The sequence below is a fragment of the Parapedobacter lycopersici genome (assembly GCF_024643285.1).
GTDB lineage: Bacteria > Bacteroidota > Bacteroidia > Sphingobacteriales > Sphingobacteriaceae > Parapedobacter > Parapedobacter lycopersici.
Window position 1 is genome coordinate 238,836 of the sequence record NZ_JAMSLW010000001.1, and the last position, 16,875, is coordinate 255,710.

The 16,875-nt window shown below is 49.6% G+C and carries 12 protein-coding genes; 4 read left to right on the plus strand and 8 right to left on the minus strand.

Annotation, left to right across the window (positions count from 1 at the left end):
* The 3 genes from NEV57_RS01085 to NEV57_RS01095 form a co-directional block, all read right to left on the minus strand.
* On the minus strand, positions 1-825 hold the full coding sequence (locus NEV57_RS01085; protein WP_257656438.1) for a DUF3298 and DUF4163 domain-containing protein: 825 nt from the start codon (positions 823-825) through the stop codon (positions 1-3).
* 13 nt (positions 826-838) lie between these two features.
* Positions 839-1,288 (minus strand): GNAT family N-acetyltransferase, encoded by a 450-nt coding sequence (locus NEV57_RS01090; RefSeq protein ID WP_257656439.1) that lies wholly within the window; start codon positions 1,286-1,288, stop codon positions 839-841.
* Between the two features lie 94 nt (positions 1,289-1,382).
* Positions 1,383-2,048 (minus strand): YggS family pyridoxal phosphate-dependent enzyme, encoded by a 666-nt coding sequence (locus NEV57_RS01095; protein ID WP_257656440.1) that lies wholly within the window; start codon positions 2,046-2,048, stop codon positions 1,383-1,385.
* Positions 2,049-2,253: 205 nt separating this feature from the next.
* Between NEV57_RS01095 and NEV57_RS01100 the strand changes: the two genes are divergently transcribed.
* The 3 genes from NEV57_RS01100 (at position 2,254) to NEV57_RS01110 (ending at position 6,011) form a co-directional block, all read left to right on the plus strand.
* Complete coding sequence (locus NEV57_RS01100; protein ID WP_257656441.1) at positions 2,254-2,910, plus strand: DUF4296 domain-containing protein; 657 nt, start codon at positions 2,254-2,256, stop codon at positions 2,908-2,910.
* Between the two features lie 10 nt (positions 2,911-2,920).
* Positions 2,921-5,296: an endonuclease MutS2 gene (locus tag NEV57_RS01105; protein WP_257656442.1), complete on the plus strand. Its 2,376-nt coding sequence runs from the start codon at positions 2,921-2,923 to the stop codon at positions 5,294-5,296.
* Between the two features lie 70 nt (positions 5,297-5,366).
* A complete protein-coding gene (locus tag NEV57_RS01110; protein WP_257656443.1) occupies positions 5,367-6,011 on the plus strand; it encodes an MgtC/SapB family protein in 645 nt (214 codons plus the stop codon).
* Between the two features lie 61 nt (positions 6,012-6,072).
* Here the strand turns inward: NEV57_RS01110 and NEV57_RS01115 are convergent, their stop codons facing one another.
* The 3 genes from NEV57_RS01115 to NEV57_RS01125 form a co-directional block, all read right to left on the minus strand.
* Positions 6,073-8,739: a TonB-dependent receptor gene (locus NEV57_RS01115; protein ID WP_257656444.1), complete on the minus strand. Its 2,667-nt coding sequence runs from the start codon at positions 8,737-8,739 to the stop codon at positions 6,073-6,075.
* Between the two features lie 240 nt (positions 8,740-8,979).
* Positions 8,980-10,473, minus strand: a complete 1,494-nt coding sequence (locus NEV57_RS01120) for an amino acid permease (RefSeq protein WP_257656445.1) — start codon at positions 10,471-10,473, stop codon at positions 8,980-8,982.
* A gap of 172 nt (positions 10,474-10,645) precedes the next feature.
* Complete coding sequence (locus NEV57_RS01125) at positions 10,646-12,901, minus strand: sodium-translocating pyrophosphatase (protein WP_257656446.1); 2,256 nt, start codon at positions 12,899-12,901, stop codon at positions 10,646-10,648.
* 266 nt (positions 12,902-13,167) lie between these two features.
* On the opposite strand from NEV57_RS01125, the gene NEV57_RS01130 reads away from it, so the two are divergent.
* Positions 13,168-14,601 (plus strand): APC family permease, encoded by a 1,434-nt coding sequence (locus NEV57_RS01130; protein ID WP_257656447.1) that lies wholly within the window; start codon positions 13,168-13,170, stop codon positions 14,599-14,601.
* Positions 14,602-14,669: 68 nt separating this feature from the next.
* On the opposite strand, the gene NEV57_RS01135 is transcribed toward NEV57_RS01130, so the two are convergent.
* Both NEV57_RS01135 and NEV57_RS01140 read right to left on the minus strand, forming a co-directional pair.
* Positions 14,670-15,200 carry an SAM-dependent methyltransferase gene (locus tag NEV57_RS01135; RefSeq protein ID WP_257656448.1) on the minus strand — a complete coding sequence of 177 codons (531 nt, stop codon included), beginning with the start codon at positions 15,198-15,200 and terminating at the stop codon, positions 14,670-14,672.
* Between the two features lie 112 nt (positions 15,201-15,312).
* Complete coding sequence (locus NEV57_RS01140) at positions 15,313-16,716, minus strand: APC family permease (protein ID WP_257656449.1); 1,404 nt, start codon at positions 16,714-16,716, stop codon at positions 15,313-15,315.
* Positions 16,717-16,875: the final 159 nt, after the last annotated feature.

The window sequence follows — 16,875 nt, forward strand, 5'->3', positions numbered from 1 at the left end:
TTAGGGGGTTTTTACTGTTGCAATTTCATTGACGATCCGTCTGGCACGGTCGGTCAAAAGCCGGTCAATATCAGTATAAGGAACGCGTAATTCCGTTTGCCCGTCTACATAAGGCTTAATTTCATAGATGTTGTACAGAAACAGCAGACTATCCTGTTCCAGTGCAAAATTCGCGGGGATGCTGAACCGGCCACCGTCAAAAAAATAACGGTCTTCCAGCGATTGGTCTACCGCGAGGCCTTCCCGTTGGCGGAAATAACGCTCGGCAACAGCCGTCAACTCATTCTGGTAAGCGGTATCTACGACATCACTAAGTGTAAACGGCTGTCCATCAGTGAGGTCATAATGCTCGAACACCGTAGCGTAGTTGCCATGGGCACCACCCGTATAGGAATACGCATCGATTGTAAGTCCCAGATAGGAGGGGGTGATACAATATACTTTCGCATGCGATTCAGATACCCAGACCCGGGGAAATGGGTCGGTTTCCATAAAGCGGTCAAAATCGGAAATGAACTGGCCGGCTGCTTTTTCCACGGAAGCAGTGTCACTGCCCAACAGCGCTTCCCGTACAAACAAATTGACGGTCGAATCGGGGAAAACCGGATAAGAAACCGAAAAAAATGTAGTATCTGTTGTTTCGCTGGTCTTTACCGGGTGATCGCTATAGCGGGTATAATCGGTATACTGGTAGGTAAGGGTATCTGTGGCCGCCTGTTTGTCGTTCGATGCCCGGCCGTTGCCGCTGTCTGGCTGACAACCGGAGAGTACTGCGAAAGAAAATAAAAGAAACCAGGTTCCGGTATTGTTTATGTTGTTTTTCATGACTACCTGTTGTTTATGCATTTATTGATGCATTTAACCATTCTGAATCAAAAGCTGCACCATATTTTTGGTAGAATTTAATAGCGGGCTCATTCCATTCGAGCACCTGCCAAACCATTCCTGTATATTGACGTTCCTTGCATAGTTCCCGGGTGCGTTCAAAAAGCTGCCTGCCAATGCCACTTCCGCGCCTATTTTCGGTGACAATGATATCTTCGAGATACAGCCGCCGGCCCTTCCAGGTCGAATAACGGATATAAAAGAGCGACATGCCTACTAAGCGGTTATCTTCTTCCGCTACAAAAGCCTCCCAAACTGGCTGATCGCCAAACCCGGCATCCACAAATTCGGTCATGTTTACCGTTACTTCGCCCGGCGCCTTTTCATAAACGGCCAGCTCCCGGATCAGATCCAGCATCTGCGGACAATCGTTAGCCGTTGCTTTGCGGATAATTGTTTTCATTTTATTCATGTTCCGTGGCTGGGGTTCCATAACCTGCGCTGTAGTCGGCATGTAGCGCCCGGGGTCCAATGGCTTCCGGGCACGAATTGCTGTTTCAACGCCCGCCAAATAGCGTACTTCCAAGCCGTACCATGGTGCTGCCCTGCTCGATGGCTATTTTATAATCGGCGGACATGCCCATGGATAGGGTGTCAAAATAGGATGCATTCCTGAAAAAACTCTGCTTGATGCCGTCAAATAATGTCTTCAATTCATAAAATTCCGCTTTGACCACCTTTTCATTTGGTGTGTTCGTTGCTATTCCCATTAAGCCGGTAATGCGAATGTTTTTTAATCCGGCCAATTCATCTGAACGCAGCAGTTCAATCAATTCGGCATGGTCGAGTCCAAATTTGGTGTCTTCTTCCGCAATATACACCTGCAACAGGCAATCAATGACACGCTTGTGCTTCCCGGCTTGCTTGTCTATTTCCTTCAAGAGCTTGAGGCTATCCACCGCATGGATAAGGGAAACAAAAGAAGCGATGTATTTGACCTTATTGCTTTGTAGGTGACCAATCAGATGCCACTCAATGTCTTTGGGTAAGGCCTCCTGTTTTTGGACTAATTCCTGAACGATATTTTCGCCGAAAGCGCGTTGGCCCGCTCCGTACGCTTCCAGAATAGCGTCCTGTGGTTTAGTTTTAGAAACAGCAATTAATTTAACACCCAGGTGACTGAGCTCTTCCTGTGCGACTTGGATATTTTTTGCAATGTTCATTTCGATAATGCGATACAAAAGTAGTGCTTTGGGCCGCTAAATCCGGCCTCATTTTTGTGTTTTTTGTCCTGTTAAACTTGATCTGCTAAATACAGAAGAGCTATTGATAAATTGTGTAAGAACGGCAATTTATCTAATTTTGCACAAAACTACAAAACCTGTCTTGATCTATCAACAGATAAGCGGCAGGTCAAAATTGAATAGCATGCGATTTCCTCTGGTTGGACTGATGTTTATTTTGCTGATCTCATGCGGCGAGAAAATCCCTGCGGGCATTATCTCCAAAAAGCAGATGCCAGATGTATTGTTTGATGTACACCTGGCCGATGGACAGCTGGCTGCGATACCAATTGATTCCGCACGGCTATACTTGGATAGTTATTATGCAGCTATTTTTGACCGATATGGAATTGACTCCGCTATGTTTGCAAACAGCATTGCTTACTATTCCCGCAGGCCCCGGGTCATGAATGAATTTTATACCGTGATAGAGAAACGGCTTGACGCCCTGAATGCGGCGGCACAACAGGTCCAGGATGCATCGTACCAATCGCGTCGTATGGCTGATTCTGTTCAGCGCGTACAGCAACTGAATCATCAAAACCGTGCCGTTCGGGACTCATTGGATTATATGCGAAAAAAAGACCTGCTTTTCCTCCAGGGAACAGACACCGCTTATAACCAGCCGGTACCGGTGACGTACGACAGATTAAAAGACAGGCTGTGGGAACAGCTGGGCCTTCATCATATAACAGCAACAAAAGAAGCTGATGACGCTACAGCCGTTACCGGCCGGCAGCCGGACCCTGCCATAACACCCGATACGTTACGGACCATTCGTCCGCTCTCCATAACGAAATAAGGCAACAAGCATGATTTATCCCGATAACGCTGCAGAAAAACTTGGTTTTACCGCCATTAAATCGCTGATTAAAGCGAAATGCCTAAGCGAAGCAGGCGGTGCATTGGTAGAGCGGATACAGCCGCAGACGCGGTTTGATCAAATCAACAGATTTTTAAGGCAGGCACATGAATTCAAAGAGCTGCTGACGAATGATACGCCATTACCAGTAGACCACCTGTATCCCATCCGGCCACTGGCGGAAAAGGCCAGGGTGGTGGGAACCTTTCTCCTGGAAACAGAATTTGCAAACCTGTTGCTTTCGCTTAAAACGGTATTTGCAGTCATCCGGTATTTTAACGAACGTGGTGGGCAATACCCCACCCTGGAGGCTCTTTTTCAACACCTGCCCGTGGAAGGGACCCTCGTTACTACGATTGAACGTGTAATTGATCCGAAAGGAAAGATCAAGGACAACGCATCACCGCTTTTGGCGGAAATTGTAGTCAGTATTGCCAAAGCAGAACAGGAAGCACGAAAGCGCCTGGACCAGGTTTTTAAGTCGGCGCAGCAGCAGGGGTGGACTGCGGACGGAAATCTCACCGTGCGCGACGGTCGATTGTGTATCCCGGTGCTTGCGGAAAATAAACGCAGGATCAAGGGGTGGGTACACGATGAGTCGGCCACCGGGCAGACCGCCTATATCGAACCGGAAGAGGTATTCCACCTGAATAACCGAGTCCGCGACCTGGAATTTGACCGTCGGCGTGAGATCACGCGCATACTTATTGCACTGACCGATGAAATACGTCCCCATATTCCGCTATTATTTGATTATCACGACCTGCTGAGCAAGGTTGATTTCGTGCGCGCCAAGGCATTGTTCGCTATTGATATTGGAGGACAGCTGCCCCAGCTGGTAAATGAAGCGCGGCTTTCCCTGATTAATGCCCGTCATCCCTTGCTGTTACTGAATTTCAAGCACACCGGACAGCAAGTCGTACCGCTGAATGTCCATATGGACGATGAACAGCGGATTATTGTGGTATCCGGACCCAATGCAGGCGGAAAGTCGGTATGCATGAAGACGATTGGCCTGCTGCAGCTGATGACACAGGCCGGATTGCTGATCCCTGCCGACCCCGATTCAAAAATGGGTGTCTTCCGTCAGGTATTTGCCGATATTGGCGACGATCAGTCGATTGAAAGTGATCTGAGTACCTATAGCGCACACCTGTCGAAAATGAAATATTTTTCCGAGCATGCCGATTCAAAAACATTGATATTGATTGATGAATTCGGGACGGGTACCGACCCGCTGTTTGGCGGGCCGATTGCTGAAGCCGTATTGGAGGTACTGAACCGGAAACAGGCACGTGGAATCATTACCACCCACTATTCGAACCTTAAAGTGTATGCAAGTAACACAGCCGGCCTGGAGAATGCATCTATGCTGTTTGACAACACGGCCATGCAGCCACTTTACATCCTGCAAACCGGAAAACCGGGCAGCTCTTATGCATTTGAGATTGCACAGAAAATCGGGTTAAGTAAAGAAATTCTACATGCGGCCAAGCAGCGGATCGGTGCGCACCAAAAAAGGGTGGACTCGCTGCTGGTGGATCTCGAACGCGATAAGAAGGAAGTGCAGGAGGTGAAAATTTCACTCGCGGAAAAGCAACGGCAGCTGACCCGGATGCAGGAAGAAAACGAACAATTGCAGGCCTATTTGGAGGAAAATAAAAAGTCGATTCTCAGGCAGGCACGGGAAGAGGCCGGAAATATACTGAAGGATGCCAACAAGCTGGTTGAAAATACCATTGCAGAAATCAAGAAAAATCAGGCGGACAAAACAGCGACCAGCGCGCTGCGCAAGCAGCTTGATGCCACACGGGAGGCACATGCGGCGGCAACGGTAAAGCCGGCCGCTGCTGCGCCGCAGTCTGCTGCGGATGCCGAGGTCCGCGTTGGCGACTGGGTAAAAATACTGGACACCGGCAGTGAGGCACAGGTAATCAGTGTGGCGAAAAACAACCTGGTGCTGGCTATGGGCGAATTGCGGACTGTACAAAAACGTAATAAAGTAGTGCCTATTCCCCAAAAAGCAAAATCAACCACTTCGCGTTCATCGCACTATGCTGCGATGACGGATGATGTAGCTGATTTTCTCCACGAGGTGGATGTGCGGGGCATGCGTACGGAATCTGCACTGTATGAGATTGAAAAACAGCTGGATCGGGCAGTGATGATGGGTTTTCCCACCCTCAAAATCATCCATGGAAAAGGCAACGGTATATTGCGTAAATTTATCCGTGATTACCTTCATAAATACGGTGAAGTCAAGCGACTGGAAGACGAACACCCGGATCGGGGCGGCACCGGAATCACATATGCTTATCTTGATTAGCGATCCGTGACGGTGGATGGGTATACCATCACCTATCATACACTACGAACCACCATCCAATACAAACAAAATGGAATTTTTCCCAGAAGACAACGACCTGATATCCATAGGTATATCCATATTGTCAGGAAGCCTTGTAGGCATTGAACGCGAATACAGGAATAAATCCGCTGGTTTCCGTACCATTGTTCTTATTTGCCTGGGGGCTACCGTGTTTACCATCGTGTCGCGCTTCGGGGTAGGCAGCGATGACCGGATTGCTGCCAATATCATCACCGGTATCGGCTTCATCGGTGCCGGTGTAATCTTTAAGGATAAATTTTCGGTGATGGGGCTCACGACCGCCGCAGTTATCTGGATTGTTGCCGGAATTGGGATGGCTGCGGGAACCGGATACTATGGCCTGTCCCTGGCAATTGCGGTTATTACGGTGATTGTTTTGTCGGTACTTAACAAAGTAGAGAGTGCCATGGAAAGGCTGTTCCTTACACGTACTATATTTGTGGTTTTTCAAAGCACCGACATCGGCCACCTGGAAGAATTGAAACAGGTAATGGATAACCACGGTATTAATTATACCCGAAAGACCGTAAGCAAGCGTTCCCGGAAACTGTCGGTTGTCTTTGAGTTATCGGCCGACCGCAAGAGTCTGCAGCAATTTAACAATGAAATGATGACATTGACCTATATCGATGAATTTTATTATAATGCATAAAAGGGAAGGCTGTCCGAAATGGGCAGCCTCCCCGGTATAATAAATAATCGTCCCCTGTCAATTAAAAGCTGTAGGTCAATCCCGCATTCCAGGTAGTACCAAGTCCGTAGTAATAACCAAATCCGTCTTTCCTGCCAAAATATGTTGTATTAAACAGATTCAATACATTGCCCCGGAATTTCAGCTGCTGGCTACCCACACGGAATAAGTAAGTTAAACCGGCATCAAAGGTGCCGAATGCATCCAGCTTTTCCGGCGCATATACTTCGCCCTCCAATGCCGCACCTACTACATCTGCCGCTTCCACCTGTGCATACAGGTTGTCGTAAAAGTTATAATTGGCATCGATGGACAGGTTTTCCAAAATATCGTATTCCGTACCAAAACCGAAGGAAGTCTGCGCGGCGTTACCCACCTTTACGCCGGATAAACCCAGATTACCGCTTTCAATGATCTGCGAGTCATCGTTGTTTCGCAGCCGGTAAGGTGAATCACCATCGTATTGCCAGTCGCCGAGAGACCCATATCCGCGGAACATCCACTGTGGGGTAATCTGAGCCTGGAAATCCAGCTCCAGCCCTTTATGCAATTGCGTAACCCCTGTGAGCAAATAAGTAACGTCCGGGTATACAACATCATTCACTTCCCGATTATCCGCATCATAGCCCAGGAACCGGTTGCGCCACGCCGTATAGTAGCCATTCAGGTTGACCGTAAAATTAGCGGCGGCAAACCGGTATCCCGCTTCCAGACCAAAAATCTCCTCATTGTCTACCCCCGGGTCTGTAAAATCGATGGTGCCCTGCTGGAAAACGTTATCCAGGAAAGGCTGTCGTGAGTATTGGCCGATGTTGGCAAATAGCGTATGCTGGTCATTGATGTTATATGAAGCCCCTCCCTTGATGTTGTATCCGATTTTACTTTCGGTATCGGACTTGGCTTCGCGTTCGTCGTAATTCCAGCGATTGTACTTGATATACGACTGATTGGACACGGAACCCTGAACGAATACCGAAAAATCATCGTTGCTGTATTCCACCTGCCCAAAAGCACCTTGGTAGTTAATGTCTTCGGAGTCATCGTAGCCAACCCGTTGGTCTACCGGAGCATAATTAAACAGGGAAGCCCAGGGATCCGCTTTGTATGTTTTCGTAATCTCGAAATCGCCACCGTGTGCCGCACTGTTCTCAATCCGGCTATTCAACCCAAGCTTGTTAATGAGTTGCCGGAAATGGTCCCCATGATAGAAGCGCAGGTCGGCGCCCACATTAAACGTCAGTCCGTAATCCGTTTCATGACTGAAATTGGATACTAAACCGTACCAGAAATGATTGTTCATCGATGCGCGTAACATGGTGCCGTTAAAGCCGGAACTCACGCCGTTGGGGATATCTGCATTATACTTGGCAATGTTATCCCATAACAGCTGACCTTGTGGTCCGTAAGCGGGCCCATATTGACTGTTCAGCCGGTTCTGGCCATTACCCAGCGATCCGGTACTGCCACCGCGGCCCATTGATGCATAAAGCACAGTCGAAAGGGAAGATTTATCAGTAATGTCAAAATCCCAGTTGAGGTTAGCTACCGGCTTGTGGTAGAAATTGGTAACGAGCGAAAGCCCCTCGCCGTTATAATGCCCATAGTTGTGGTTGCCACGGATACCGGTCATGTCGTATCCCGGTTGATTCACCGTACCGGCAATACCACCGCTGGCATTATCGGGCCAATAGGTCGTTGTCAGTCCCTTGGAATAATTCTGGCCATGTTTCTGGGGCGCCCCGAAAATCATGAAGTTGAAGTTGTGGCGTTCATTCGGCTTATAACCGACGGAGAAGAAGTAGCTTTGTCCTTCACCCTGTGTTCCCACGGCGTATTTTCTGTCCGCCCTCCAATAGTCCAACAGCATGGAAAATCCCCATTTGCGCCGGAGTCCGGTATTGTAACTGATGGTCCCTTTCAGGAAACCGTCGTTACCGGTCATCAGTCGTACGGATCCGCTCCGGGTTAAATCGGTAGCCTTAGTGATGATATTCACGGTGCCGCCTACCGACGAGATAGCCAGCTTGGATGAGCCTAAACCGCGTTGTACCTGAATGGCGTTTGCCACATCGGCGATGGAACTCCAGTTTGACCAATACATATTTCCGTCTTCCATGCCATTGATCGGCTGTCCATTCAGGAGGTAAGCCGTGTTGGATTGGTCAAATCCGCGTAGGAAATTCTGTCCATCTCCAAATCCGCTGGCTTGGTTGGCGACAAACACAGACGGTGTATTTTTCATGATTTCGGGAAACTCGACATTTCCGACTCCCTTGTTTTGTATCTCGGCACGTGATACAGTTGATACAGCAATGGGCGTTTTCCGGTCCTCGGCAATGTCAATGATTCCACGCCCAACGACAACCACCTCATCCAATGTTTCTGAGCCGGAGGGTATCAGCACAATGGTTCCCAGGTCGGAAGACGCCGAAAATGACAGGGTTTGTGTCGTGAAACCGAGGACACGGATCGTCAGTACGCCGGTTTCGCTGTCGGTGGATAAACTAAAGTTGCCATTGGCATCCGTGGAAGTCGCACCGGAAGTGCCCCGGACGGATATCGTGGCGCCGGCCACAGGTTCTGTTCCATCGGTTACTTTTCCCGTAAGCACCCGCTGTGCCCAGGAATAGTTGCTCAGTAACATTAAAAAAGCAACTAAAATCGAAAATTTAGTAGTCTTTCGTTTCATAGTGATAAGTTGAGTGAATTTCTGTATGGAAAAGAAGCAATTCCCTCTGGAGGGAAGATGTGCTGTCGTTTAATCGTTTTGAGAAACAATCCATTCATGGCATGAATGATGAACAGGACAAAGGTAACGCATTTTGGATTAACGGAATGTTAATTGATTATTATATAACATATTACGGCAAAAAGAAAGCGCCCCGTTGATGTCGGGGCGCTTCCAGTTATCTTATTTTCAGAACCGGGTTTACGGTTCCATCCGGTTTTCATGATGTGATTTTACGTCGATACGTATTTTACTGTGCCGTTTTCCATATAAAAAGTAGATGACCATGCCGATGACCATCCATATGGCCAGCCGTTCCCAGCTTTCGATGGGCAGTGACGCCATTAATGCAATACAGACGATTACACCGAGTATCGGTACAACCGGCACCAACGGTGTCCGGAACGGACGGACGGCGAGCGGATTGGTCTTACGTAATACAATAACGCCAATACATACCAGACAGAAAGCGAATAGCGTTCCGATACTTACCATGTGGCCCAGATCTGCCACCGGTACCAGTCCGGCAAACAGACTCACAAATACCATGAAAATCAGGTTGGTCTTCCAGGGGGTTTGCCGTTTGGAAAGATCGGAGAAAAATTTGGGCAGCAGCCCGTCTTTACTCATCGTATAGAAGACGCGGCTTTGCCCCAGCAGCATGACCAGCATCACGGAAGTATAACCGGTGAGAATGGCAACAATCAGTGCCGTATTCAGAAAGGTGTATCCGGTTTGGGAAAATGCCGTGGCAACAGGTTTTGCATCGCCGGCGAATGTTGTATAGTTGGCCAGCCCGGTAAGTACAAACGAGAAGAGCATATACAATATGGTACAGACGACCAGTGATCCGATAATGCCGATTGGCATTCCCTTTTGCGGGTTTTTAGCTTCCTGTGCGGCGGTACTCACGGCATCAAAACCGATGAAGGCGAAAAAGACCACGCCTGCCCCGCGCATAATACCACTGATGCCGTATGCACCAAAATAGTCGCTGGTAAAGAAGTCAAAAAAGCCCAGTTTGCCGGCTTTGACCAATTCTTCCCCTTCATTGGTAGGAATAAAGGGTTCATGGTTAGCCGGGTTGATAAAACTCCATCCCAGTGCAACAAATATCAGTACCACCGCCACTTTGACCACTACGAGGATGTTATTGACCAATGACGACTCCTGCGTGCCGCGGATAAGCAGCAGCGATAACAGGCATACAATGAAAATTGCCGGTAAGTTAACGATGCCTCCTTCCCACGGGCCATGCAGGAATTCCGGGGGGATGTTTATGTTAAATTCCTGTAGAAATTCGTTAAAATACTGCGACCAGCTGGAAGCCACGGTAGCGGCGCCCAGCGCGTATTCCAGCACAAGGTCCCATCCGATAATCCAGGCAACGGCTTCACCCATGGTTGCGTATGAATAAGTATACGCACTTCCGGCCACCGGAATCATGGCTGCAAATTCGGCGTAGCACAACCCGGCGAGTGCACATCCGATGGCTGCGATGACAAAAGAAAGCGTTACCGCGGGACCGGCATTTTCCGCCGCGGCTATTCCGGTCAGGGAAAAAAGACCGGCGCCCACAATCGCGCCTACACCCAATGCCACCAACCCACCGCTTGACAATGTCCGTTTAAGGGTTCCTTCACCGCTCTCTTGCGCCTCGTTCACCAATGTGGCAATCGATTTTTTAAATAACATGTTGATTTTCTTTAATGATAATTTAGGATTATCTGCATTAGTTACGTTTCAAACCTACAAATATTTATTTTATTAGTGCAGAAAAAAAATGACATTATTCGCTGTTAAACCATAAAAACAAAGGAGGCAAGTTGTGCTTACCTCCTTTGTTTTTATGGTTTTATGGAAAGGGTCAGAACCGGGTTGCCGGCAGTACCACGGTATTGTCGGTGGTCGCTTTTTCTGTTTCCACGTGCGAAATAACCTTTTCGGACGACGTGTTTACACGAACATCCGCCGAGTGCCCGCCGTTGACGCTGATATGCGGCGCAATGATGAGCGATACGATGGACATCAATTTAATCAGGATATTCATGGAAGGGCCGGAAGTATCCTTAAACGGGTCACCTACAGTGTCACCGGTCACTGATGCTTTATGCGCATCGGAACCTTTGAATTCCATCGTGCCATTGATTTCAACGCCGGCTTCAAAAGATTTCTTGGCATTGTCCCAGGCACCTCCGGCATTATTCTGGAACATGCCGAGCAATACGCCCGATACCGTGACGCCGGCCAGCAGCCCCCCTAAAATTTCAGGAGAAGAGGTGTCTTCAAATACGTTCTGGAAACCAAACCCTACAAGGATTGGCACAACCAGGGCGATTGCACCCGGTAAGATCATTTCACGGATTGACGCCTTGGTGGAAATGGCAACACACTTGTCATACTCCGGCTTTGCTTTGTATTCCATAATACCCGGGATTTCACGGAATTGCCTACGCACCTCCTCAACCATGGCCATCGCTGCGCGGCCCACGGCAGCAATCGCCAGAGACGAAAAGATGAACGGGATCATGGCACCAACGAATAGCGCACCTAATACCGGTGCCTTATAGATGTTAATTGCGTCAATACCGGATATACCTACAAATGCGGCAAAAAGTGCCAGTGCTGTCAATGCGGCTGAAGCAATGGCGAACCCTTTTCCGGTAGCCGCTGTGGTGTTACCTACTGCATCCAATTTATCGGTGCGCTCACGTACTTCCTTCGGCAGGCCGCTCATCTCCGCAATACCGCCGGCGTTATCGGCGATCGGGCCAAAGGCATCGATCGCGAGCTGCATCGCTGTGGTGGCCATCATGCCCGCTGCGGCAATCGCCACACCGTACAATCCCGCAAAAGCGTAAGAAGAAATGATGCCTGCGGCCAGGATGATGGTTGGTATCATGGTCGATTCCATGCCGATGGATAAGCCGCCGATAATATTCGTGGCATGCCCGGTTGAGGACTGCCTGACAATCGAACTTACCGGCCGTTTTCCCATTGCTGTATAATGTTCTGTAACGATACTCATCAATGCGCCGACCACCAGGCCAACGATGATTGCAAAAAACACATCCAACGAGGTGAAAGAAACGCCCCGCAATTCAAGTTGGTCGGGCAGCAGCCAGCCTACAACGAAATAGGATGCAATTGCCGTAAAAATAATGGACGACCAGTTGCCCAGGTTCAATGCCTGCTGCACATCGCCCTGATCATTGTTCACCCGTACCAGGGCGGCACCCAGGATAGAGAAAATAAGTCCCAGTCCAGCAATTAAAATGGGCAGTAGGATAGGGGCAATACCCCCAAACTGATCGGCTGAGATGATTTCACGCCCCAATACCATTGTTGCCAATATTGTGGCCACATATGAACCAAATAAGTCCGCACCCATGCCTGCAACGTCTCCCACATTATCTCCCACGTTGTCTGCAATCGTGGCGGGGTTGCGCACGTCGTCTTCCGGAATCCCGGCTTCGACCTTGCCAACCAAATCCGCACCCACGTCTGCAGCTTTCGTATAAATACCACCACCTACACGGGCAAAAAGCGCAATGGATTCCGCACCAAGGGAGAAACCGGCCAGTACTTCCAGGGCTTTCTCCATTTCCAGTCCATTTACATTGCCCCCGGTGCTAACTACAAAAGCCTGGTAAAATATGATGAATAGCGTACCCATACCCAATACGGCAAGCCCTGCTACACCAAGCCCCATCACCGTACCGCCGGTAAAGGACACCTTAAGTGCTTTGGTCAGGCTGGTGCGGGCGGCCTGTGTGGTCCGTACATTAGCCTTCGTGGCGATATTCATGCCGATGTATCCGGCAAACGCTGAGGTAACGGCTCCAATTACAAAGGAGACCGCAATAACCCAACTGGATGTTTCTACCAGCGTGCCCGACCAGGCCAGTAAAAGGGCGGCAATAATGACAAAGTAGGAAAGTACTTTCCATTCGGCCCTCAGGAACGCCATCGCCCCTTCGGCAATGTGCCCCGCCAATGAACGCATATTCTCGTCACCGGCGTCCTGCCTGGTTACCCATGCCGACTTGACAATCATAACTACGATGCCCACTACGCCGAGTGCGGGAATTAAATAAATAAGATTTTGCTGTAGAAATTCCATTATATTTGATCCAATTAACTAATAAAATTTAAGATAGGCCTAAAATCATGCGATGCCAAAAATAAGATGCTTATTGAAATAAACAAATTTATTTGCGCTTTTTTTGCAAGGTATGGCAGGTTCCCCCGACAGGCTGTACATCAATTGTTATCATCCGGATTTGCAGCCATTTCTGTAAGGAGAGCCGAGGTGCCGATCGTTGTCAGAATTACCAAAAGGGACAGCGAGACCAAGGGTGATCACCTAATTATAAATAAACCTAAAATATGATAAACACAACCATTAATGAAGAGGCGCAGGACATGAAGCGCGAACTTAAATTACTTGATGCTACCATGCTGGTGGCCGGTTCCATGATCGGCTCAGGTATTTTTATTGTCAGTTCGGATATTGCCCGTCATGTAGGCAGCGCGGGTTGGCTAATCGCGGTGTGGCTACTTGCGGGTATCATTACCGTCATCGCTGCCCTGAGCTACGGCGAGCTCTCCAGCATGTTCCCCAAAGCTGGGGGACAATACGTGTACCTGCGGGAAGCCTATAATAAACTAGTTGCTTTTCTATACGGCTGGTCGCTGTTTATGGTGATCCAGGCGGGTACCATTGCCGCTGTGGGTGTGGCATTTGCCAAGTTCGCCGCTTACCTCTATGAGCCGCTTGGCGACGGGAATATCTTATGGGATTTCGGAATATTTCAGCTGAATGCTGCCCAGCTGGTAGCAATCGGAACCATCATTTTCCTCACCTGGCTGAATACCCGCGGAGTAAAAAACGGTAAGATCATCCAGACGGTGTTCACGCTGGTTAAAATCCTGTCACTGGGTGGCCTGATTGTGGCAGGGCTCTTCGGTGCGTTCAATACAGACATATGGAATGCCAATTGGGCCGCGCCCTGGGAGACCATTCGCTGGGATGCAGTTGGCGGGCACGCGGTTTCGGTAAGCGGTACGGCAGTTTTTGCCGGCATCGTATCGGCCATGGTGGGTTCGTTATTCGCAAGTGATGCCTGGAATAACGTTACATTCATTGCCGGAGAGATACGCAATCCCAAGCGGAATATAGGCCTTAGCCTGTTTTTAGGTACGCTTATCGTGACGGTCATCTACGTGTTGACCAATCTCATGTACCTGGCGACATTACATATGCCTGAAATTGCATTCGCGCCGGCCGACCGTGTTGCGGTGGCGTCTGCACAGGCGATCTTCGGGTCCGTGGGTACCATGGTCATTGCCGTCATGATTATGGTGGCTACTTTCGGTTGCAATAACGGGTTGATCCTGGCAGGTGCCCGGGTATATTATACCATGGCCCAGGACGGACTTTTTTTCAAAAAGGCGGGGGTCTTAAACCGGTTTGAAGTGCCGGGCTGGGGGCTTTGGGCGCAATGCGTCTGGACATCGGTACTGTGTCTGACAGGCCGGTACGGCGACCTGCTGAACTATGTTATCTTCGTGGTGCTGATTTTTTATTCACTGACCATTATCGGTGTATTCATATTACGGCGCAAATACCCCGATATGCCCCGGCCTTACCGGGCTTTTGGATACCCGGTATTACCTGCTTTTTATGTGGTAGCCGCGCTGACGATCTGTATCGGACTCCTGATCTATCAGCCAACGTTTACGTGGCCTGGACTGATTATCGTGCTTTTGGGTATTCCTGTGTATTACCTTTGGAATAAGAAAACGCCAGCGGCACAATAAATAATAAGGGGGGCGTTTCGTGCCCCCCTAAGTTTTTGCCGGCCTGTTAGCGTCGCCGGCACCGGATATTATTTTGCGGGTACCGTCCACAGATAAACGGTGTCATTTCCCACTTCAACGGTCTTTTCCGCTTCCCAGTCGCCCATATCAAAATCATGCGAAACAATGCGGCTGCCCGGTTTCAGCTCGCTGAGCAGCTTGGGCCGTAACTTCAGGTTCACGGAAGGAAGCAGGTACATGGTCACGACATCCGCCTCGCTGAAATCGAACTCAAACAGATCACCTTCCACGAATTTAACCTTGTCGGTCACGCCTGCGGCTGCTGCGTTGGCGTTGGCCTCCTTAATGCGCTGCGGGTTTAAGTCGACACCAACACCCGTAGCGCCGAATTTCTGGGCGGCAGTAATCACGATCCGCCCGTCTCCGCATCCAAGGTCATAGACTACGTCGCCCGGTTTTACATTTGCCTGTTTCAGCATCTCTTCGACAACTTCCTGCTTCGTGGGGACATACGGAACGTCCAGATTCGGTTGCTGCGCGTACGCACCGGCGCACGCCGTGAGGAAGAAAACAACCAACCAGTTTTTCAATGTGCTCATTGTGTTCATTTTTAAGGTTATCTATTTAGTGAATATCCAAATTAGTTAATTGGTAAACACGGCTTGCAGTCCGATTGTTTGGGATACTGCTCCGCAGTATGCAGACCGTGAATCAACGTATTGCAAAGAAAAACAGCATGCCCAAAAGCAGGATCGCTACCCCTGCCATTGCGCCGAGTCCGGTATATGCCAGGCTGGAATAAAGGAGATAGGCGCATGACCCGCAGAAGATAAGGGGGGTAACCGGATATAGCGGAACCTTGAATGGCCGTGCTGCCCCGGGTTCCCTGGCCCGGAGCACAAACAACGCGACGCCGATGGCAAGGAAAAAAAACCAGAATACAGGTGCAGTGAAGTCGACCATCGACTGGAAGCCGTCGCGTGTGAAAGCCCCAAGGCCAATCAACGCCAGTGCAACGATACCCTGAACCATCAGGGCATTGACCGGAGCGGAAGTCCGGGCATTCCATTTACCCAGTGGAGCGAACAGTTTGAAATCACGCCCCAGGGCATAATTGGTCCGGGCACCTGTAAAAATGGTGGCATTGATCGAGGTCAGCGTAGCCATGATCACGATAATGCCGATTAAGAAAACCCCGGGCTCCCCAAGGGTTACCCGCATTAAATCAATTCCCACGGCAGCCGATGCCGCCATGCGTTCGACGCCAAGCGCCCGGAGAAATGCCCAGTTAACCAATAGGTAAAGCACGGTGATCATCACGATGCTGATCACCAGTACAGGCACCATTTTGCGGCTTCCGGCACGTAATTCAGCGGATATATAACCGGCCTCGTTCCATCCACCAAAGGTGAGCAGCACGAAGACCATGGCAAGCCCCATAGCTGTTGTCATCCCAGAAGCGGGGGCAGCCGGCAATGCGGCCAGCGCTCCGGCAGCGGGCTGGATAAACAAGCCGACGATGATGACGCACAGGGTACCGCCGAATTCCAGTATAAACAGTAGTTTTTGCGTACCCGTGCCGAAACGGACACCAATCATGTTAATAGCCGTAAGGGTCACCACAACCAGTGCGGCAAAGATGGCCGAGGAATAGGGACCCACGGAGTATAACTGGGAAAGGTAATCTCCAATAATGTAAGCCAGCAGAGCAATGGAACCTGTTTGTATGATGCTGATCCGGGCCCAGGCAAAAAGAAATGAAAACCGCTTCCCGAACGCACGCCTTAGAAAATGGTAGTCGCCCCCGGTATTGGGAAACGCGGTGCTCAATTCCGCATAACATAAGGCACCGATTAATGAAACGATCCCCCCGAGCAGCCAGGCCAACAGGAACAGCTCCGTGCTTCCGGTATTGGCTGCAACCAGCGACGGTGTTCGGAAAATGCCGGCACCCACCACAATGCCCACAATGATGGCGATGGCATCGACCATCCGTAACGTAGGCGTGGGATCGGATTTGCCCGGAGTGGGAATTGAGCGAAGGGGGGAAGGAGGGCTAACGTCGTTTCCGTACCCGGTTAACGGGGAATGGATAGACTTGTTGTCTTGTTTCATAATTTAAGGCAATCAATGCATGTATAAAAGGCAATGATGGAGAAACAACTATGCAGGTACTTTGTTTACAGTATGTTAGCTTTTGTTCTGTAATAATTTTGTGGCGTTGGCCAGCAACTGTCAGGCCCGGTGGCTCATTTTCGTCCGGGTTTCGGAAGC